This window comes from Pseudomonas sp. ASL4 (assembly GCF_056680395.1).
This window is the reverse complement of record NZ_CM155280.1, coordinates 4,190,923-4,211,466: the sequence shown is the minus strand read 5'-3', so window position 1 is coordinate 4,211,466 and position 20,544 is coordinate 4,190,923. Positions and strand designations below refer to the sequence as shown.

At 59.0% G+C, this 20,544-nt stretch carries 15 protein-coding genes and 1 pseudogene; 6 read left to right on the top strand and 10 right to left on the bottom strand.

Annotation, left to right across the window (positions count from 1 at the left end; genetic code table 11):
• The 3 genes from AC1MEW_RS18885 to fdnG are packed head-to-tail and all read right to left on the bottom strand — an operon-like array spanning position 1 to position 4,652.
• Positions 1-654 carry a formate dehydrogenase subunit gamma gene (locus AC1MEW_RS18885; protein WP_201203571.1) on the bottom strand — a complete coding sequence of 218 codons (654 nt, stop codon included), beginning with the start codon at positions 652-654 and terminating at the stop codon, positions 1-3.
• A complete protein-coding gene (gene fdxH / locus AC1MEW_RS18880; RefSeq protein WP_480423154.1) occupies positions 651-1,586 on the bottom strand; it encodes a formate dehydrogenase subunit beta in 936 nt (311 codons plus the stop codon). The genes AC1MEW_RS18885 and fdxH overlap by 4 nt, the downstream gene beginning before the upstream one ends.
• Positions 1,587-4,652: a formate dehydrogenase-N subunit alpha gene (gene fdnG / locus AC1MEW_RS18875; RefSeq protein WP_201255177.1), complete on the bottom strand. Its 3,066-nt coding sequence runs from the start codon at positions 4,650-4,652 to the stop codon at positions 1,587-1,589.
• A gap of 355 nt (positions 4,653-5,007) precedes the next feature.
• Here fdnG and AC1MEW_RS18870 point away from each other — a divergent pair, with 355 nt between their 5' ends.
• The 4 genes from AC1MEW_RS18870 (at position 5,008) to AC1MEW_RS18855 (ending at position 8,879) form a co-directional block, all read left to right on the top strand.
• A complete protein-coding gene (locus AC1MEW_RS18870) occupies positions 5,008-6,156 on the top strand; it encodes a MalY/PatB family protein (protein ID WP_322268636.1) in 1,149 nt (382 codons plus the stop codon).
• Positions 6,157-6,466: 310 nt separating this feature from the next.
• A complete protein-coding gene (locus tag AC1MEW_RS18865; RefSeq protein WP_201255179.1) occupies positions 6,467-7,078 on the top strand; it encodes a Yip1 family protein in 612 nt (203 codons plus the stop codon).
• 34 nt (positions 7,079-7,112) lie between these two features.
• Complete coding sequence (locus AC1MEW_RS18860) at positions 7,113-8,459, top strand: cation:proton antiporter (RefSeq protein ID WP_201255180.1); 1,347 nt, start codon at positions 7,113-7,115, stop codon at positions 8,457-8,459.
• Between the two features lie 129 nt (positions 8,460-8,588).
• Complete coding sequence (locus AC1MEW_RS18855; RefSeq protein WP_322268639.1) at positions 8,589-8,879, top strand: hypothetical protein; 291 nt, start codon at positions 8,589-8,591, stop codon at positions 8,877-8,879.
• A gap of 99 nt (positions 8,880-8,978) precedes the next feature.
• Here the strand turns inward: AC1MEW_RS18855 and AC1MEW_RS18850 are convergent, their stop codons facing one another.
• Entirely contained in the window at positions 8,979-9,515 is a 537-nt protein-coding gene (locus AC1MEW_RS18850; protein ID WP_201255182.1) for a hypothetical protein, read from the bottom strand.
• 83 nt (positions 9,516-9,598) lie between these two features.
• Positions 9,599-11,521 carry a hybrid sensor histidine kinase/response regulator gene (locus AC1MEW_RS18845; RefSeq protein WP_201255183.1) on the bottom strand — a complete coding sequence of 641 codons (1,923 nt, stop codon included), beginning with the start codon at positions 11,519-11,521 and terminating at the stop codon, positions 9,599-9,601.
• A gap of 156 nt (positions 11,522-11,677) precedes the next feature.
• Between AC1MEW_RS18845 and AC1MEW_RS18840 the strand changes: the two genes are divergently transcribed.
• Entirely contained in the window at positions 11,678-12,430 is a 753-nt protein-coding gene (locus AC1MEW_RS18840) for a type 1 glutamine amidotransferase domain-containing protein (RefSeq protein WP_480423153.1), read from the top strand.
• On the opposite strand, the pseudogene AC1MEW_RS18835 reads toward AC1MEW_RS18840, so the two are convergent.
• From AC1MEW_RS18835 to AC1MEW_RS18825, 3 genes and pseudogenes are all read right to left on the bottom strand, one after another.
• Positions 12,411-13,327: pseudogene (locus AC1MEW_RS18835) on the bottom strand (zeta toxin family protein). The gene AC1MEW_RS18840 and the pseudogene AC1MEW_RS18835 sit on opposite strands and share 20 nt — an antisense overlap.
• A gap of 174 nt (positions 13,328-13,501) precedes the next feature.
• Positions 13,502-15,778: an ATP-dependent DNA helicase gene (locus AC1MEW_RS18830; protein WP_480423152.1), complete on the bottom strand. Its 2,277-nt coding sequence runs from the start codon at positions 15,776-15,778 to the stop codon at positions 13,502-13,504.
• On the bottom strand, positions 15,775-17,427 hold the full coding sequence (locus tag AC1MEW_RS18825) for a VRR-NUC domain-containing protein (RefSeq protein ID WP_480423151.1): 1,653 nt from the start codon (positions 17,425-17,427) through the stop codon (positions 15,775-15,777). The genes AC1MEW_RS18830 and AC1MEW_RS18825 overlap by 4 nt, the downstream gene beginning before the upstream one ends.
• 217 nt (positions 17,428-17,644) lie before the next feature.
• Between AC1MEW_RS18825 and AC1MEW_RS18820 the strand changes: the two genes are divergently transcribed.
• Entirely contained in the window at positions 17,645-17,869 is a 225-nt protein-coding gene (locus AC1MEW_RS18820) for a YgdI/YgdR family lipoprotein (protein ID WP_201197624.1), read from the top strand.
• A gap of 108 nt (positions 17,870-17,977) precedes the next feature.
• Here the strand turns inward: AC1MEW_RS18820 and AC1MEW_RS18815 are convergent, their stop codons facing one another.
• On the bottom strand, positions 17,978-18,343 hold the full coding sequence (locus tag AC1MEW_RS18815) for a hypothetical protein (RefSeq protein WP_201255187.1): 366 nt from the start codon (positions 18,341-18,343) through the stop codon (positions 17,978-17,980).
• A 265-nt stretch (positions 18,344-18,608) separates the two neighbouring features.
• Positions 18,609-20,462 carry a polyurethane esterase gene (locus AC1MEW_RS18810; RefSeq protein ID WP_480423150.1) on the bottom strand — a complete coding sequence of 618 codons (1,854 nt, stop codon included), beginning with the start codon at positions 20,460-20,462 and terminating at the stop codon, positions 18,609-18,611.
• Positions 20,463-20,544: the final 82 nt, after the last annotated feature.

The window sequence follows — 20,544 nt, the reverse complement described above, 5'->3', positions numbered from 1 at the left end:
TTATCCTTTTTTGCTGATCGGCTGCTCGGGGTTTTCGTCGCGGGTCACTTCGCGGTACCAGAGTTCATGGTGTTTCCGGGCCCACGCGCGGCTGACCCAGCCGTGCAACATGGCGCTGATCGAGCCCTTGATCCAGATGCCGGCGTAGATGTGAATGATGATGCTCAACACCAGCACAAAACCCGCCAGCGCATGCAGCAGCATGGCCCAACGAATGAGGGTGATGCCGAAATACACACTGAAATACGCGCGCCAGATCACCAACCCCGTGAACAGCAACCCTAACATGCACAACAACAACGTCCAGAACAGCAGCTTCTGCCCAGGGTTGTATTTGCCAATCGGCGGCACGCCCTCTTCCTCGTTTTTGATCACCCGCCCTATCCGCTTGAGCCACAGCCCATCGTTGCGAATAAAGAAGTTGGCCCGCCAGAAACGGATCACCAACCCGAGGAACAGCACAAACATCAGCACGCCCATGAACGGATGCAAAATCCGCGTCCACGGTCCGCCGCCGAACAGGTTGCTGAGCCAGAACAGCGCCGGGTGAAACAGTGCCATCCCCGACAGCGCGGCCATGAAAAACAGGATCACCACCAGCCAGTGATTGGTCCGCTGGTTGGCGGTATAGCGCAGGATCTGCTTGCGGATCATGGTCTGTTCTCCCCGCGCGGATCAAAGGTGTGCACCGACGGATCGACTTCGTGCACTGCCGGATCGTTAACCGGTGGCAATTCGTCCTCTTCCACCACTTGCGGGCCGATGCGCACGTAGTGGAAGAACCCGGCCAGCACCGCCAGGCCCATGGCCAACAAGCCCAAGGGTTTGCTCACGCCTTTCCACAAACCCACCAGCGGACTGATCGCCGGATCCTTCGCCAGCCCGGCGTATATCTGTGGCGTGTTGGCATGGTGCAGCACGTACATCACGTGGGTGCCGCCGACCCCAGCCGGGTCGTACAGACCGGCGTTTTCAAAGCCGCGACTCTTGAGATCGACGATCCGTTCGGCGGCGTGTTCCTTCATGTCTTCCTTGGTACCGAAGACGATGGCGCCGGTCGGGCAGGTTTTCACACAGGCCGGTTCCAGGCCCACCGCGACCCGGTCCGAGCACAGCGTGCACTTGTAGGCCTTGTGATCTTTTTGCGAGATCCGCGGGATGTTGAACGGGCAACCGGTGATGCAATAACCGCAACCGATGCAATGATCCTGATCGAAATCGACGATGCCATTCGCATGCTTGATGATTGCGCCAGGACTTGGGCACGCCGCCAGGCAACCGGGTTCGGCGCAGTGCATGCAGCCGTCCTTGCGGATCAGCCATTCCAGATTACCGGCGTCGGTTTCATGCTCGGTGAAGCGCATCAACGTCCAGGTTTCGGCACTCAGGTCTTGCGGGTTGTCGTAGGTGCCGAGGTTGTGGCCGACGTCGTCGCGCAGCTCGTTCCATTCCGAGCAGGCGACCTGGCAGGCCTTGCAACCGATGCACTTGGTGGTGTCGATCAGCTTGGCCACTTCCTCCTGATTGCGCACCGACGGCGGGACGGTGGTGGTGGCCGAGCGGGCGATAATGTCTTGGCTAGCCATTTAGACTTTCTCCACGTTGACCAGGAATGACTTGGATTCCGGGGTCTGGGAATTGCCATCGCCGAGGAACGGCACGAGGGTGTTGGTGAGATAGCCGTGACGCGTCAGCCCGGTAAAGCCCCAGTGCAGCGGGATACCGATGTGGTGCACAACCTGGCCGTTGACCTGCAACGGACGAATCCGCTTGGTCACCACTGCCACCGCTTCGATAAAGCCGCGCTTGCTGCTGACCCGGACCTTGTCGCCGGCAACGATGCCTTTCTCCTTGGCCAGCACCTCGCCAATCTCGACAAATTGCTCCGGCTGGGCAATCGCGTTGAGCTTGCAGTGCTTGCTCCAGAAGTGGAAATGCTCGGTCAGCCGATAACTCGTCGCGGCGTACGGATAATCCTTGGCCACGCCGAGGGTTTCCCACACCGAATCGAAGATCCGCGCCGCCGGGTTGCTGGTGGCGTTCTTATTGTTCGGGTGCAACGGGTTGATGCCGATCGGGGTTTCGAACGGTTCGTAGTGCTCGGGGAATGGGCCTTCGTTCATCTTGTCGACGGCGAAGAACCGCGCCACGCCTTCGGGGTTCATGATGAACGGGTTCATCCCGGCTTCCGGTGGCGAATCGACCTTGAAGTCCGGCACATCGGTGCCACCCCAGGCCTTGCCGTTCCACCACACCAGGCGTTTTTTCTCGTCCCACGGCTTGCCTTGCGGGTCAGCCGAAGCGCGGTTGTAGAGAATCCGCCGGTTCATCGGCCAGGCCCAGGCCCATCCCAAATGTTGCTTCATGCCGTACGGATCGCTGTTGTCGCGCCGGGCCATCTGGTTGCCCATTTCGGTCCAGCTACCGCAGAAGATCCAGCAGCCGGACGCGGTGCTGCCATCGTCCTTGAGCTGGGCGAAACCGGTCAGTTGCGCGTTGCCCTTGATCGCCACCCCCGTGGCATCGGTGAAGTCCGTGGTGGCGGCGCCGTTGATTTCCTTGGCCAGTTCTTCCGGCGACGGTTCGTCGGTGATTTTGTAAGGCCACGACAGTTTAAGGATCGGGTCGGGGAACGCGCCGCCATTCGCCTGATAACGCTTGCGCAGGCGCAGGAACAACTCGCTCATGATCTTCACGTCGGTCTGCGCTTCGCCCGGCCCGTCGGCGCCTTTCCAGTGCCATTGCAGCCAGCGGCTGCTGTTGACCAGCGAGCCGTCCTCTTCGGCAAAACAGGTCGTCGGCAGGCGAATGACTTCAGTGTGAATGTCAGCGCTGGTCACGTCGTTGTACGGCCCGACGTTTTTCCAGAACTCCGAGGTCTCGGTGGACAGCGGGTCCATCACCACCAACCATTTGAGCTTGGCCAGCGCCGCCATTACGCGGTTTTTGTCCGGCAACGCGGCGATCGGATTGAAGCCTTGGCACATGTAACCGTTGACCTTGCCCTGCCCCATCAGGTCGAACATTTTCAGGATGTCGTAGTTGGGGATGTCGAGTTTCGGCAGGTAATCGTAGGCCCAATGGTTCTCGGCGGTGGCGTTGTTGCCGTACCAGGATTTCATCAGGCTGACGTGGAACTTGCTGTAGTTCTGCCAATACGACAGTTGTCCCGGGCGCAACGGTTTTTGCGTCCGTTTGGTGATGTAGCCGTCGTAATCCTGCTCGCCGTCGCTGGCCAGGGTCAGGTAACCCGGCAGCGAGTTGGAGAGCAAGCCAAGGTCGGTCAGGCCCTGAATATTCGAGTGCCCGCGCAGGGCATTGACGCCGCCGCCCGGCATGCCGACGTTGCCCAGCAGCAGTTGGACCATCGCCGCGCTGCGGATGATTTGCGAACCAATCGAGTGTTGCGTCCAGCCCAGGGCGTAGAGAATCGTCATGGTCTTGCCCGGTGTCGAGCAGGTGGCGATTTCTTCCCAGATTTTCTTGATGGCGTCCACCGGCATGCCGCAGATCTGGCTGGCCAGGTCGATGTTGTAGCGGCTGTAATGGACTTTCATCAGTTGATAGACGCAGCGTGGGTCCTGCAACGTCGGGTCGACTTTGGCGAAACCGTCCTCACCAATTTCATAGCCCCAGCCAGACTTGTCGGTGTACAGACGCTTGGCGGCGTCGTAGCCGCTGAAGATCCCGTCTTCGAAGCTGAATCCGGCTTTGACGATAAACGACACGTCCGTATAGGCGTTGACGTACTCGTGCTGGATCTTGTCTTCGGTCAGCAGGTAATTGATCAACCCGCCCATAAAGGCGATGTCGGTCCCGGTGCGGATTGGCGCGTAATAGTCGGCCACGGAGGCGGTCCGGGTGAATCGCGGATCGACCACGATCAGTCGTGCCTTGTTGTGCGCCTTGGCTTCGGTCACCCATTTAAAGCCGCAAGGGTGCGCTTCTGCTGCGTTGCCGCCCATCACCAGGATCAGGTTCGCGTTGGCGATATCGGTCCAGGTATTGGTCATGGCACCACGGCCGTACGTCGGGGCAAGACTTGCCACCGTCGGACCGTGTCAGACACGCGCCTGGTTATCGAACCCCAGCATGCCGAGACTGCGAATGACCTTGTGGGTCAGGTAGCCCGCTTCATTGGACGCCGCTGACGCTGCGAGAAATCCGGTGGTCAGCCAGCGGTTCACCGTTTGGCCCTGGGCGTTCTTCTCGATGAAGTTGGCGTCGCGGTCGGCCTTCATCAGGTCGGCCACGCGGTCCAGCGCTTCATCCCAGGAGATGCGCGTCCATTCGGTGCTGCCGGGCTTGCGCACCTGTGGGTACAGCAAGCGGCTGGGGCTGTGAATGAAGTCCAGCAGGCCCGCGCCTTTGGGGCACAAGGTGCCGCGGTTGACCGGGTGGTCGGCGTCGCCTTCGATGTGGATGATGCTTTGGGCGACGTTCTTGGCCTGGTCGCCCTGGCTGTACATGATCAAGCCGCAACCCACCGAGCAGTACGGGCAGGTGTTGCGGGTCTCATGGGTGTGGGCGAGTTTGAAATGACGCACTTGCTCGGCAAAGGCAGTCGCGGGGAGCATACCCAGCGCGCCGAGACTTGAGCCCGCAAGGCCGATACCGGCGACCTTGAAGAACTGACGACGGTTGAGGTCCATCGTGCACTCCTGATCAGATGAAGACCCGGTGCTTTGCCGGGTTTTTCTGGACAAACACAGTCGCGGCAGCTTGGCTGCCGGTACTCCAAACTCTAGTCAATGTGACAGCCTTTGGCATGAAACCCGACCGTCGGGCAACACGAAGATCAAATGTGGGAGCGGGCTTGCTCGCGAAAGCGGTGGGTCAGTCAGTGTTGATGTTGAATGTAAGACCGCTTTCGCGAGCAAGCCCGCTCCCACAGGGGGATTCGTGTACTCATTGAGTTCTGATTTTTTCTGCTGGGTGTCACCTCAGGTGAACGTTGGCGGCTTATCATGGCCGCCGTGATTAACGCTGCCTTCTATGAGACTGAGCATGACCTTCGATTTCGACCAGGTGTTCGACCGCCACGCGACCGGCAGTACCAAATGGAGCCGTTACCCGGCCGACGTGTTGCCAATGTGGGTGGCCGACATGGATTTTGCGGCGCCGCCGGTGATTATCCAGGCCCTGCAAAAACGCCTGGAACACCCGTTGCTTGGCTACAGCGTGCCTCAGGACAACCTGCGTGACGCCATCGTCGCCGACCTCTGGAACAAATTCGCCTGGCGGGTAAAGCCTTCAGAACTGGTGTTTCTGCCGGGTGTGGAGTCCGGCTTCAACATGGCGCTGAAAGCGCTGGTCCAGCCGCAACAGAACGTTGTAGTACAAACGCCGAACTACCCGCCGCTGCGTCATGCGCCGGGCAATTGGGGGCTGAACAAGGTTGAACTTGAGTTCGTCGCCCAGGCGGATGGTTCCTACGCCACACCGCTCGATGCGTTGCGCGAATCCCTGAACGGCGGCGGCGCGCTGCTGCTGAGCAACCCGCACAACCCGCTGGGCAAGGTCTTCCCTCGGGAAGAACTGCAAGCGGTGGCCGACATCTGCCTGGCGCAGGACGCCTGGATCATCTCCGACGAGATTCACGCCGAGTTGTGCTTTGACGGGCGTGTACATATTCCGACCGCATCGCTGAGCCCGGAGATCGCCAAGCGCACCATCACCCTGATGTCGGCGAGCAAGGCGTACAACATCGCCGGTCTGAAGACCTCGTTCATGATCATCCAGGATCCGGCGCTGCTGGCTCGGGTCAACCACGCGCGTTGCGGCATGGTCGACAGCGTCAACCCGCTGGGCCTGGAAGCCACCCGCGTGGCCTACAGCGAAGCCGGCCCGTGGCTGACCGAGATGCTGGCTTATGTGCAAGGCAACCGTGATTATCTGGTGGATGCCGTTCGCACGCGATTGCCAGGCGTGAGCATCAACGTGCCACAAGGCACTTACCTGGCATGGCTCGATTGCTCGGCGTTGGGGCTGGCCGATCCGCAGCAGTTCTTCCTTGAACAAGCCAAGGTCGGCTTGAGTGCTGGTCTGGATTTTGGTGATCAGAGCAAACAGTTCGTGCGCCTGAACTTCGGCTGCCCGCGGGCGTTACTCGAGGAAGGCATCCAGCGGATCGAAAACAGCCTGACATCCCTGTAGGAGCGGCTTTTGTGGTGAGGGGGCTTACCCCCGATCGGCAGCGGAGCCGTCGTAAATCGATTGAAAGCGGTTTGCCTGCCAGACCGCAGGCTCAGGATTTGGGGCCGCTTCGCAGCCCAACGGGGGCAAGCCCCCTCGCCACAGTTTTTGTGTCCAACCGCAACATCGAGACCCGTATCCGGACTGCGGCGAGCGGAGCTACCAGGGCTCGGGCGGCGAGCCGTTTCTATAAATTGAACCTGCTACCAACTCCAGAACTCAACTCTTTATAGGCGTGCCATTGGTGTGCCTTAGATATCTGGAGGTCGTCATGTCCGCACCTATTATCAAGCTGTTTACCCAACCCAACTTCGCCTGGACGGATATTCGTCACGAAGAGGAAGAGCATCCACGCCACTACCTCGCACATTTAGTGCTGCTCGCACTGATCCCTGCCGTGTGCCTGTATATCGGGACCACCTATGTCGGCTGGAGCCTGGCCCAGCACGAAACGGTGAAACTCAGCCCTGCCAGCGCACTGCAACTCTGCGGGTTGTTGTACCTGACCATCCTGGCCGGCGTGGCGCTGATGGGATTATTTATCCGCTGGATGTCACGCACCTTCGACGCCCGGCCCACGGTCAATCAATGCATCGGTTTTGTTGCCTACACCGCGACGCCGTTTTTTATCGCGGGTTTCGCCGGGCTGTACCCCAGCCTTTGGTTGGGGGTCATAGTGCTGGCGGCCGCTTGCGCCTACGCGACGTTCCTGTTGTTCGTTGGCCTGCCGACCTTTATGCACGAGCGCAAGGAACAGGGCCTGTTGTACGCAGCCAGTGTCTGGGGCGTCGGCCTGCTGGTGTTAGTGACCATTCTGGTCGAGATGGTATTGCTGTGGTCGGTCGTGTTAGCGCCTGAATACCTGCGCGCGACCGTCGGTTGAGCCGACGAATGCAGCCACCCAGCGAGAGTCCGGCATGAGTTTCATTGTGTGGTTGGCAGTGTTGGGCGCGGTGCTGCTGACGCTGGCGCTGACCTCGTCGTACCTGCGCTGGATGCCGGTGACCACCTCGGCAGTGTGCCTGGTGCTGGGGATAGCCATCGGCCCGGCGGGCCTGGATTTGCTCAAGCTCGACATCAAGGACGCCGCAAACTGGATGGAGCACCTGACGGAAGTCGCGGTGCTCTTTTCGCTGTTTGTCTGCGGACTCAAGTTGCGTCTGCCGCTCAGGGATCGCAAATGGCGCGTCGCATTCGGGCTGGCGGGGCCGGTGATGGTGCTGACCATCGCCGGTGTTTGCCTGTTGCTGCATTACGGCTTGGGCCTGGCGTGGGGCCCGTCGATGCTGATCGGCGCGATTCTGGCACCGACCGACCCGGTATTGGCGTCGCTGGTGCAGGTTAACGATGCCAAGGATTACGACTCGGTGCGTTTCGGGCTTTCGGGTGAGGCCGGCCTGAACGACGGCGTCGCGTTTCCTTTCGTCATCCTCGGCTTGTTAGTGTTGCAACAGTCCGGTGACTCCAACACCTGGCTCACTGACTGGGCCCTGAAAAGCCTGTTGTGGGCGGTGCCTGCCGGGTTGCTGATCGGTTACTGGATGGGCCACGGCATCGGTCGGGCGACCTTGTCGATGCGCATCCGCAATGCCGACAGCACCTTTTCCCCCAATGATTACTTGACCCTGGCGCTGATCGCGCTGGCCTATGTGGCGGCCGAGTCGATTCACGGCTACGGTTTTCTATCCGTGTTCGCCGCAGGTTTGGGATTGCGCCAGGCCGAGGTCAAGTCTACCGGCGACACCCAGACCCCGGCCGAGCAACTGGTGCAACCGGTGGTCGGTCATCAGAACGTCGAGCCCGAGGCCGCCGTGCATGGCGATCTAGAAAACCTGGAAGACTCTCAGGTCGCCGCCGGCATCATGATGGGCGACATGCTGGCCTTTGGCAGTCTGGTGGAACGGGCCATGGAGGTGTTTCTGGTGACCTTGCTCGGGGTGGTACTGGTGCCGCACTGGGACTGGCGTGCCCTGGTGATTGCGGCGGTCCTGTTTTGCGTGATTCGCCCACTGAGTGTGTGGCTGATGCCCTGGGGGCGATTGCTCGACGGGCGGCAACGCTCATTGATCGGCTGGTTCGGGATTCGCGGCATTGGCAGTTTTTATTACCTGTTCTATGCCTTGAACCACGACCTGACCCCATCGGTGGCAACCCTGTGCACCGACCTGACGCTGTCAGTGGTGGCGTTGAGCATTTTGATTCACGGTATCAGTACTCAGCCGATGCTGGCCCGGTATGAACAGAGAAACCATCAGGATTCCTGATTTCTTTTTACGATAGCTCCCTAAGTATCTATCCATTTTCCAACTTCAAAAGAATGAAATTCCTTTAGGCGTAAGCAGTCACAACCTTATCCAGCCCCACGTGGCTCCCCCGAACGGAAGGTGAACGCAATGAAGTACTACTCGGCTCCGGTACACACCCAGGCTTGCCGCGATTTCGCGCTCGAATGTAATCGTCAATTGTTCGAAGAAGCGCAACTGCTTAACCAAGCGGCTTTTGAACTGCTGGATAAGGCCGAGTTGGATGCCGAGGTGTTTGCCCATTATCAGGCTCTGCGCTGCAAGGCTGATCTGAAGTTTGAGGAAGCCATCGACCACCTGCGGCTGATTGAGGAAGAGTTTTCAACGGCGTCTGTGCTGCATTCGAAATCAGTGGATGGCGGTTTCGATTCATGGGTTTGAACCGCTGAAAAGATCGCAGCCTTCGGCAGCTCCTACAGGGGAATGCGTACACCATGCCGGAGCTGCCGAAGGCTGCGATCTTTTGATCTTCTTGAAAGGTCAGGCCCCGGGATTGGTGACCTGAATGTAAAACGCATAGCTGCCCAACAAAACCCAGAACGTCGCAAAAATCCACGGCGTGCGCACCGAAAACAATAGCGACTTGCGATAGCCCTTGTGACTGGATTCCGTTTCACAGAACAGCGGCGATTCATCGTAGGCCAAGCCAATCAGCGGTTCGCTGCGCAGCAATTGGCTTTGCTTGAAGTGCCAGTGATCGATGATGTCGTACGCCGCACGAATGCCCGGCCAGGCATTGAGTGAGCTGAGCAACCCCAACAGCGCCAGAAACGGCGGCACCACCAGGGTGAACAGCTTGCCCCACTCGGGGTTGAGATTGGACATGCTCGATGCGAAGGCAATCACCAGGAACGATTGCGCGGCCAGATACGCGTCGGTGCGGTTGGCCACGATGCTGGTTTCGTACTGGATTTCCCGGCGATAGAAATCCAGGCGTTCCTTGGGCGAACCGAACATCTTGGCGTTGTGTTCGGTCAGAGCCTCTTCGGCCACGGCTTCAGTCAGTATTCTCGGCACGACGTTCTCACACAGCGGAAAACGTTTAGAAGAGACCTTAGTTGGCAAAGTTCAGACCGATTGCCCGAGCGTTAGCCCCTCCGTTATTTCATCGCCTGGCTGATGATTTCCACCAGATTGAGTTGGGTAAACGGCTTGGAAAGACGCGGAAGTTCCAGCAAAAAGCCTTCCAGGCGCTCGGCATAACCGGTGGCGAGGATGATCGGCAAGTCTGGCTTGAGCAGACGAATTGCGTGCGCCAGTTGCGCACCGTTCATTCGCGGCATGGCCATGTCGGTGATGACCAGATCAATCGCTTGGCCGCTGTCGAATGCTTCCAGCGCCTGAGCGCCGGATGCCGCGCTGATCACCCGGTGGCCCAGGTCTTCAAGCAGCAGGCTGGTGCTGGTCAGCACCAGGCTATCGTCATCCACCACTAGCACGCTCAGTCCGGGCACCGGAAGCATGGCTTGCACTACAGGCGTCAACCTGGGCACCGCGCCGGCCGTGGCGACAGGTAACCAGAGTTCAGCGCAGGTGCCCTGGTCCTTCTGGCTCTTGAGGATGAATCGCCCACCCAATTGCTCGATAAAGCCGTGAACCATCGACAACCCCAGGCCTGTACCCTTGCCGACACCTTTTGTGGTGAAAAACGGATCGGCGGCTGATGCCAGCGTGTCCGGGTCCATGCCCTCCCCCGTGTCGGTAACGCTCAGGCAAACATATCGGCCAACCGGTAAAGAGGAACGGGCAGGATCGCTGACCTCCTCAATCCTGGCGCTGATGACAATCTTCCCGCCATTGGGCATGGCGTCACGGGCATTGGTCGCCAGGTTCAACACTGCCAACTCAAGTTGATTCACGTCGGCCTCGGCGGGTTCGAGGTCTGGCGCAAAGTTGGTTTCGATTTTCACCGAGGGCCCCAGGGAGCTGCGCAACAGCCCGGTGATCCCTTGCACCAGGGCAGGGATCTCGACGGATTCGGTCTTGAGTTCCTGACGCCGGGCAAAGGCCAGCATGCGCTGGGTCAGGGAAACGCCGCGCATGGCGCCTTGGGTGGCGTTGTCCAGCAAACGAACGATTTTCGGATCGTCCCCCATACGTTTACGGACGATTTCCAGGTTTCCGAGAATCACCGTCAACAGGTTATTGAAGTCGTGGGCAATCCCGCCGCTGAGTTGGCCGATGGCCTGCATCTTCTGCGCCTGGAACAACGCTTCACGGGTTTGCTCAAGGGCCTGTTGGGCCTTCGTCACTTCGGTGATATCACGAGTGATCTTGGCGAAACCGAGCAACGTGCCCGTCTCACCCCAGATCGGATCAACTACGACGTGAGCCAGGAACTGCGTACCGTCCTTACGCACACGCCAGGCCTTGTTTTCGAATTTTCCTTCACGCTGCGCAGTTTCCAGTGCCCGTTGCGGCTCACCGGCTTCACGGTCCTCAGGGGTGTAGAACATCGAAAAATGCTGGCCAATGACTTCTTCGGGCCGGTAACCCTTGATGCGCTGGGCACCGAGGTTCCAGTTGGTCAAGCGCCCGTGCGGGTCGAGCATATAGATGGCGTAGTCGGTGACGCTTTGGACCAGCAAGCGAAATTGCTGCTCGCTTTGCTTGAGGGTTTCTTCGGCCATTTTGCGGTCGGTCAGGTCCCGGGTGATCTTGGCAAAACCCAGCAACGTGCCTGACGGGTCGAGAATCGGGTCAATCACCACGTGGGACCAGAAGCGCGTGCCATCCTTGCGAACCCGCCAGCCTTCACCCTCGAAACGACCTTCGGCAATGGCCGTATCCAGCGCTCGCTGGGGCTTGCCGGCAAGACGATCCTCTTCGGTATAGAAACGCGAGAAATGCTGGCCAAGTATTTCTGCTTCCTCATACCCTTTGAAACGTCGGGCGCCGGAATTCCAACTGGTGATAATGCCATCGGGGTCGATCATGTAGATCGCATAGTCAACCACCGCATCGATCAGCATCCGCAATCGGCTGTCCTCGATAGCATTTGCTTTGGTTCGATCATCACTCATTGATCTCTCCGGCATTATTATTTTATGGAGTATGCGACAAACCACAGGATAGGACAGCCGCAATAACCAGGCTTTGGAAAGTCGCAGTGGAGTGATGGCCACAGACCACCTATTCTCGATGCCAACCGCCACGCCAGGCCAAGGAAGAAGCTCTCGATGATTCTGATTCTGTTGCCCAATTGCGATTACGATCCGACTGAAAGCAGTGTGCCCTGGGAGGCCATGCGCCAGGCGGGCGTCGAAGTGCGTTTTGCAACGCCCGAGGGGTTGCCTGCTTACGCCGACCCGCGTTTGGTGGACATCGGATTCGGCCTGTTGAACCCGTTCCTGATGACGCGCAAACCCGACCTTGCCAGCTACGCCCGAATGATTGAGGACGAGGCCTTCAATCAGCCATTGGCCTACGCCGATGTCGACCCGAGCCAGTTTGCAGGGCTGTTGATTCCCGGCGGTCATGCCCAAGGCATGCGCAGCCTGCTGGAGTCCGGGCAGGCCCGGCGTATTGCCCTGCACTTTTTCAAGACCGCTAAACCGGTGGCCGCTGTGTGTCATGGTGTGCTGTTGCTGGCCCGCACGCTTGATCTTGCCACCGGCCGTCCGGTGCTGGATGGGCACAAAGTCACGGCGCTGGTGGCCGGCACCATGGAACTGCCGGCCTGGCTGATGACCGCACTGTGGTTGGGGCGTTATTACCGGACTTACCGGCAGACCGTCGAAGCCGAGGTGTCGGCGGCCCTGAATAAACCCAAGGATTTCCTGCGAGGGCCGGCGCTGGCCAAACGTGATTCGGCGGACAAACCACAACACGGCTTTGTGGTCCGCGACGGTCAGTTGCTCACCGCTCGCTGGCCGGGGGACTGTCATCGCTTTGCCGCCGAATGGCTGCAGCTTATCGGTACACGTACTTGACGATGTAGGCATACAGGTCGTTGTAGACGAAGTCCGGGACTTGCTCGGCATAGGTTTGGGTCCTGGACAGCGCCAGTTGGCACTCCTTGACCATCTCGTCGCGCTCACTCACCGAGAACACGTGGTTGTTGATGATCGTGCCATACACACTGTCAGCGTAATGCGCGGTCACCGACGTCGTAGTCAGCGTTCCATCGGCGGCTTTGGTGTAGGTGTTATGCGCACGCAGGGTCCGCTCTTTCAAAGCACCAAACCCACGCTCGTACAGAATGATTTGTGAACCACTGACGGCCTTCGCGGCCGTGTCGAAGGCCAAGATGATTGCCTGGGCATTGCTCATGCTGGTTTGCAGGGCTTGCAGACTGACGAACCTTTCCAGCTCCTGCTTTTCCAGGCTCCTGAGCGCTCTCTTGATGCTCGACAGATGCGCGAATTCTTGATTGCAGCCGACGATGTGGGTTTCGAACTGATAGCCGGCGGCCGTCGCCGAAGGCGGGAAAGCTGCGAAGTCGATACTGTCGAACGCGCACTCCATGATGATGTTGTATTGGCTGGTGAACGCCTCGGTAAAGATCTTCGTACCGAGCTCCCGGACGAAGGTTTCCGTATGTTCATACGAGTGCAGGACGCCGAGTTTGATCATGTCCGCGTACTGCGGGTGTTTTTCCCGGTATTCAGGCAAGTACAGCCGTACATAGTTGGTGTAGCGATTAGACGCCAGCAGATTTTTTTCCAATAGCCAGGTTTTACCCGAGCCCTGCAGCCCTGCAGCCCTGCGACCACGAGCATCTTGGGAACAGGATCGGCAGTGATGTCTTTGAACGATGCGGTTTTGATTTCGGTGAACGCGGCAGTGATCTGCTCGGCGGTGTAGGTGTAGTTCGGTGCTTCTGACATACCTTGATTTCCTTATCAAAGAATCGGGTGAAAGTGATTGCCTGCCCTTTGAATAAAGTCTGGTTTCACCGATTGATCAAAAAGTGCTTTTTATCAAGATATATCTATGTTTTTTAAAGGATATATTCCTACGCAAAAGTCCGAAAAAACCGCTTTCCCGGCGTTCTTTATTCCCTACCCCGCTACGCCTTGGCCGACGCCGACCGACCACCAACGCGGCAGCAATTGCTTGACCTTGCTGTCGCCAAACCGGTCATCGATCAGCATTACCACGCCCTGATCCTGCTGGGTGCGGATCACCCGCCCGGCGGCCTGTACGACTTTCTGCACGCCGGGATACAGGTAGGTGTAGTCGTAGCCAGCACCAAAAATCGCTGCCATGCGGTGCTTCATCTGCTCATTGACCGGATTCAGTTGCGCCAACCCTAACGTGGCGATGAAAGCCCCGATCAACCGGGCGCCGGGCAAGTCGATGCCTTCACCGAACGCCCCGCCCAGCACCGCAAAACCGACACCCTGGCTGTGCGTGGTGAATTGGTCGAGGAAGTCTTGGCGCTGACTTTCCGCCATGCCCCGGGACTGCGACCACAAGGTGATGTGCGGATGCCGCTCAGCCAGCAACCGGGCCACTTGCTGCAAGTAATCGAAACTGCTGAAAAACGCCAGGTAGTTGCCGGGACGCTGGGTGAACTGCCGGGCGATCAGCTCGACAATCGGCCCGAGCGACGCCTGACGGTGGACGAAACGGGTCGAGATCTGGCTGACGATGCTGACCTGCAACTGGTCCGCGTGAAACGGCGACTCAACGTCGATCCAGACAGTGTTCGGCGGTGTTCCCAGCAGGTCAGCGTAATAATGCCGAGGGCTGAGGGTCGCGGAAAACAGCACGGTACTGCGCGCCGCCGTCAGGCGCGGGCGAATGAACCCTGCGGGCACCACGTTGCGCAGGCACAGCTGCGACAGATTGCGTTTGCGTTCAAGGTCACGCTTGCTGATGTCGAACAGGAACTGCTCATCGAACAGCTCCGCCACCCGGCCAAACTGCAGCATGTCGAAGTAGAAATTCTGTAACGCGCTGTCGAGCCCTTGAGGGTGATCGTTCAGGTAGTCGCCGATGCTCGCGCTGCACGAAGACAAGGCCTGGAGCAGTTTTTCCGGCGCCTTGTCGTAGGCCTGATAAGCGCCGAGTTGCAGGTCATGCAGGGCGTTCCATTCGCGATTGACCCGTTGCAGGGATTTCTTCAGCGCTTCAGGGGCGGTTTTGCGCACCGCGTTGAGGGTCGACTGGTCGAGGCTGGCGCTGTACATCTGCCGGCCACGCTCCACCAGGTTGTGGGCCTCGTCCACCAGCACCGCGACCCGCCAGTTGTTGGCCTGGGACAAGCCAAACAACAAGGCGCTGAAGTCGAAGTAGTAGTTGTAGTCGGCGACCACCACGTCCGCCCAGCGGGCCATTTCCTGACTGAGGTAATAAGGACAAACATTGTGTTCCAGTGCGACTTCACGCAAGGCGCTCTGGTTCAACAGGCTCAACTGACTGGCGGCCTGACGCGCGGCGGGCAATCGGTCGTAGAAGCCCTGGGCCAACGGACAGGATTCGCCGTGGCAGGCCTTGTCCGGGTGTTCGCAAGCCTTGTCCCGGGCGATCATCTCCAGAATGCGCAATGGTGGCGCGTCGGCGCTGTCGAGGATCACCTGTGCCGCGTCCAGCGCCAGTTTGCGCCCCGGGGTTTTCGCCGTGAGGAAGAACACCTTGTCCAGTTGCTGCGGCGCCAGAGCCTTGAGCATCGGGAACAATGTGCCGACGGTCTTGCCGATTCCGGTAGGTGCCTGTGCCATCAGGCAACGGCCGGTGCTGACGGCTTTGAACACCGACTCGGCCAGATGCCGTTGCCCCGGACGAAACCCGGCATGGGGAAAAGCCAAACCCTGCGCCGCTAGATTACGGGCTTCGCGATGGGCCATTTCCTGCTCGGCCCAGTACAGGAACAACCGGCAATGATGCTCAAAGAACGCCTCCAGTTCGGCAGCACTGAAGGCCTCGACCAGGCAGGTTTCCTTTTCGCTGACGATGTCAAAGTACACCAGCGCCAGGTTGACCTGCGCCAGTTGCAGCTTCTGGCACATCAGCCAGCCGTAGATCTTGGCCTGAGCCCAATGCAACTGCCGATGATTGGCCGGTTGTTTGCTCAGATCGCCGCGATAGGTTTTGACTTCTTCCAGGCAGTTTTGCCCCGGATCGTAGCCGTCCGCCCTGCCCTTTACCTTCAACGTTTGATACGAACCTTCCAGCGCCACTTCGCTCTGGTAAGCGTCGTTGCGCCGGGACGCGACCGTGCGATGGCCGACGATGCCTTCCAGCGCGGTCGGTGACGGCGTGAAGCGCAAGTCGAGATCACCGACCTTGGCGGTGAACTCACACAGCGCCCGCACCGCAATGCTGTAGCTCAAGCGCTCTGCTCCGTCCATTGCACGTAGCAGACGGCAATCGGCATCTGGTGTTCGTGGCAGAACTCGATCCAGCGCAGTTGATTGTCTTGCAGGCGATCGCCGGGGCCTTTGACTTCGATCATGCGGTAGGTCTTGTCCTGCGGCCAGAACTGGATCAGGTCCGGCATGCCGGCGCGGTTGGCCTTGATGTCCAGTAGCAAGCGGTCGAACCAGTGCTTGAGGTGTTCGGCCGGCAGGCAGTCCAGCGCCTGATCGAGTAACTCCTCGGTCAGCGCGCCCCAGAACACGAACGGCGACTGCACGCCCCACTTGGCCACGTAACGCTCGCGAATCGTCTGACGGTAACGCCCGTCGTCCAGTTCGGCGAGGCAGGCCTGGAACAGTTCGGCCCGGCGACCGTGAAAGTCTTCATTGAGCAAATCCACCGGCCCGCGCTGGAACGGGTGGAAAAACGCCCCCGGCAACGGCGCGAAAATCGCCGGCCAGCACAGCAAGCCGAACAACGAATTGATCAGGCTGTTCTCGACGTAATGCACCGGCGCTGATTCTTCGGCCAAGTGCGCCTGCACGTAGTACTCCACCGACAACGCCAGATCAGTTCGCAGCAGTTGCAGATCCAGGCGCTGCATGGCCCGAGGGGCTGCGCGTTTCATCGGCGGCCCGCCCAGTTTGCGCCGCAGCCTTGGCAACACCCGCAGCAATTGCTGCTGTTCGGCGGCGCTTTCCGGTGCTTGCTCTGCTAAGGCTGCCAGGTCCAGGGCCAACGAATACTCACCGCAACGCTCCAGCACCCGAATCAGCCGAAGGCGCGAGCCGGGATAAGCGCATTTACGGTAGATGGTCAGGGCATTGGCGAAATCGGCCACGCGTTCGCAATGCTGGCCAATCTGGAACAACAACTTGCCCCGGCGACGTTGCAACCAGGGATTACTCAGTGCCAAGGCGTTGATCTGCTCGACGACGACGGCGACGTCTTCACCGACCTCGAACCGAAGCTGACAGTCGTGCAGGAACACGCAGGCGTCCACGTCTTCCCGGCAACGCAAGCCGCGGGATTCGGCGCAAAACTCGACTTTTTCATAAGTAAAGATACCGAGGTCCGCCAACACGAACTCCGACCAATCCTGGTAAAGATTGCCGAAGAACATCAAACGCAACCGATCACACAGGCCCATGATGGTCAGGCTGAACAGCCGATCATCCAGCATCGGACACCAGTCCTGGAAACTTCGGGATTCAGGAAATTGCTCGCTCAACAGCGGCAGCCAATCGGTCTTCTTGCCTTTGGGCTGGTCGATGGCATGGCCCAGGCACTGGAGGATTTCCGCCTTGAGCAGCACATCAAACACGTCCTCTATGAACAATGGCGATTGCTCATCGATCCAGCCCAGTTCCAGCAACGGCCCGGCAGCGCTGGCGATGTCACCGATCTCGACGTAATGCAGTTTAGCGGCCCGGAAATGCAGGCCCTTGCGCATTACCATCCGCACCAGCAATGCCCGAGACTCACGGGGCAAGCGGTTAAATTCACGAATGAAGCGTTGTTCCTCGACACTCAATACATCGGCATAGCGATGTTCAAGCCAATCAAGCACTTGCATGAAGTTGTTCAAGTAATAGAACGGATCGTCGAGCGGGTTTGCAATCACAGGAAATAAGGGCCATGGCAAGCGAATACTGGTTATGCGTACAGATACCAGCTACGCCCTGTCCGGGCAAACGGAAAAGGATGGGCGGCGAAGCTAATCGATCATTTTTCGGGTAGGCATCGAACTTTCTACCGATCCATGGCACCAAACGCCATAGAGCAGCAGTGATGACTGAAGCGGTCACACTGATTTTTTTTGAGCATCGTGAGAGGTATGTATGAACATCAAGACCCTGGGCCTGCCCCTGGCAATCGCCGCTTTCCTGGCCCTGGCCGGTTGCGCGACGCCAACAGTGGTGACCCTGCAGAACGGCACCCAGTATTTGACCAAGGACATGCCGAAAACCAAGACCAAGGACGGCTTCTATGAATTCGAAGATATTTCCGGGGCGAAAGTGAAGGTCAATGCCAATGATGTAGCGACGGTTCGTAAACCAGACTGAGACTGTGTCATCGTTCTTCGCGGGCAAGCCTCGCTCCCACAGGGGACGTGTTTCAATCTGTAGGAGCGAGGCTTGGCCGCGAAGAGACCTTTAAGAACGCCGCAAAACTTAGGGCATTCCCGGAATGCTGGTATCACAAACGATGTAGCGCTCACCGCGCTTGATCATCTGGTCACGCAGCTTCTGGCAACGGTCATATTCCTGCTGCACCGAATTGTCGATGCTGATGTTGCCGGTCACTTCAGGCTTTTTCCCGTCACCAAAACGGACAGTGGCCCAAGGCTGCTCCGACTGGACATGAAAGAGGGTTTTCTCTTCGACGGGTGCTTTGGTTTCGATCACTGCCGGTTTCGGCAATTCATCTGGCGTCATGCCATAACGGCTCAAAATCGAGCTATGAGGCAGTTCTGCAGCGGCGTTTGCCGATAACACGGCCAAAGCCAACCCCAAGACATACCTCTTGCTGTTACTCACTTTCCTGAATCTCCTGTTTTCGATGGCGACATGCCGCTGTTGCGTTATAGGGATAACGCACAATTGCGCGGATGCTTTAGTGCCGGTTCCTGTTGGTGCAGGTATTGGAGTCCAGTTTTGACCTTTGGGTCACGGTGACAGGCAGGTTTACCGTGTCATCGTTCTTCGCGAGCAAGCCCGCTCCCACAGTGGATCTGTGTCGTGCACAAAATCTGCTGCACACTCGATCCATTGTGGGAGCGGGCTTGCTCGCGAAGGGGCCCTATCAGGCGATCACAATCCCGGAGCCAGACAAACTCTCCAGCCCAACCCCCACCAACGTCACCGAATCACCACCAAACGTCAGCACCGTGTCATGCCCGACCGCCGTGGCATGCGCCCGGAAGTCATCGTTCGGCGCCACTCCCGCAACACCCATAAACACCAGTTTGTCGCTGGCCTGATAACCAACCACCTTGTCCTGGCCAAACGCACCACTGAACAGGAAGGTATTGATCCCGCCGCCCGACTCCATCAGGTCATTGCCCGCGCCGCCGACAAACACGTCGTTGCCCTTGCCACCGATCAAATGGTCGTTGCCGTCCAGGCCAAACAGCCAATCACCGCCGGCGTGTGCGGTCAGCGTATCGGCACCCGCCCCACCCTTCACGCTCGAGGCGTACTGAGTGAAGTTGTTGCCGACCTTCAGGCCATCTGCCGTGACGCTGTGGGTCACGTCATCTTTGAACACGCCCCACAGGAATCCCGGTTCCTTGGTGATGATGCTGCCGATGTCGCGGGTGATGCTGATGCCGCCATTGGCATCACGCACGTAGAGGTTGCCGGCGCCATCGTTGGCGAAATCGAAGCTCTTCACCGACTGCTGCAAGTCCAGCACGTTATTGCCCTTGCCGCCGAGCAGGATGTTGTAGCCGCCACCATCGCGGAAGGTGTCGTTGCCATCCCGGCCTTCAAGATAGTCGTTACCCTTGCCACCCTGGATCAGGTCGTCGCCGTCGCTGCCGATGATGAAGGTGCTGCCCTTGTGGGTTTCAGCGTTGCGGTTCAGATCCTGGACCCAAGTGTTAGCCCGCGCCGGGTCCGACAGGTTGGCGACGATGATGGTCGAGTCTTTGCTGGTCAGGTCGTAGAACTTCGACTCGATCACCCGGTTCATGCCATCGCCATAAGCGGTCGGCAAGTGCGAAATCCAGGTCGGGACGTTGAGGATGGAAAACGGCAGCACGTTCCACGCCGTCGAGGCGTAGTGATCGTTGAAGCTGACGATGTTGTCCGTCGCCGAATCCTTGGGAGCATCGTGCACGCCGACAGACGCCAGGTTGAACGTCGAGCCGTCGAGCGCGCGGAACACCGGGTCGTTTTCGTAGCCAACGTTAAGCACTTTATCGGTGCTGCTTTGGGTCGGCGAAGCGTAGGCGATGTAGTTCGAGTCCTTGAAGAAACCGCCCCACTTGTCAGTGCTCAGGTCCGCCGCGCTGTTGACCGCCAACCCGCCCAGGCTGTGGCCGCTGAACAGCACGTCCTTGCCCGACAGCCCATTGGCACTGGCAAACGCGGCGACGTTGCCGAGCAGTTTGCCAAAGGCTTCACCGACGTAATTCTTCGCGTAATCCTTGGGACCCAGCGCGGCCAGCAGGTCGTTGATGATGTCGCCAATGGAGTCGCTGATCTGGATTTCCCGCGGGCCGCTGGTGCCGCGAAAGGCAATGCCCATTTCGGTGAGATGACCCTGGGCGTCGTACTTGCCGAGGATCTCGACCTGAGCGCTGGTGAACCCGGCCTTCTCGCCATAGAAGGTTCCCCGTGCATCGGTCTTGCCGTCATAGCCCAATTGCGAGGCGGTGATCGGCGTCCAACCGGCCTTTTGCACGGCAGCCAGAGCGAGTTTTTCCGAATCGGGGTTCCATGGAACGCCCGGGATGACGCCCTGGGAGTCAGTGCCACCGATCAGCGCGGTGACCAGCGTCGCCGGCAAACCGAGGCCGAAGCCGTTGTGCTGATAACCGGCGGCAAAGCCGTTATCGAGGTTGTGATAGGAATACAGCGTGATGGCCATGGCGTCGCTGAACAACACCTTGGAATCGGCTGTGCCGAAGTTCTTGTAGTCATACACACCCATAGATATTGCCTCTCTCTTTGCTGGAATCGTCAGAGATAGCTCACAACCAGGACGCCTCACTGACGAGGCGCCCCGGAGCATT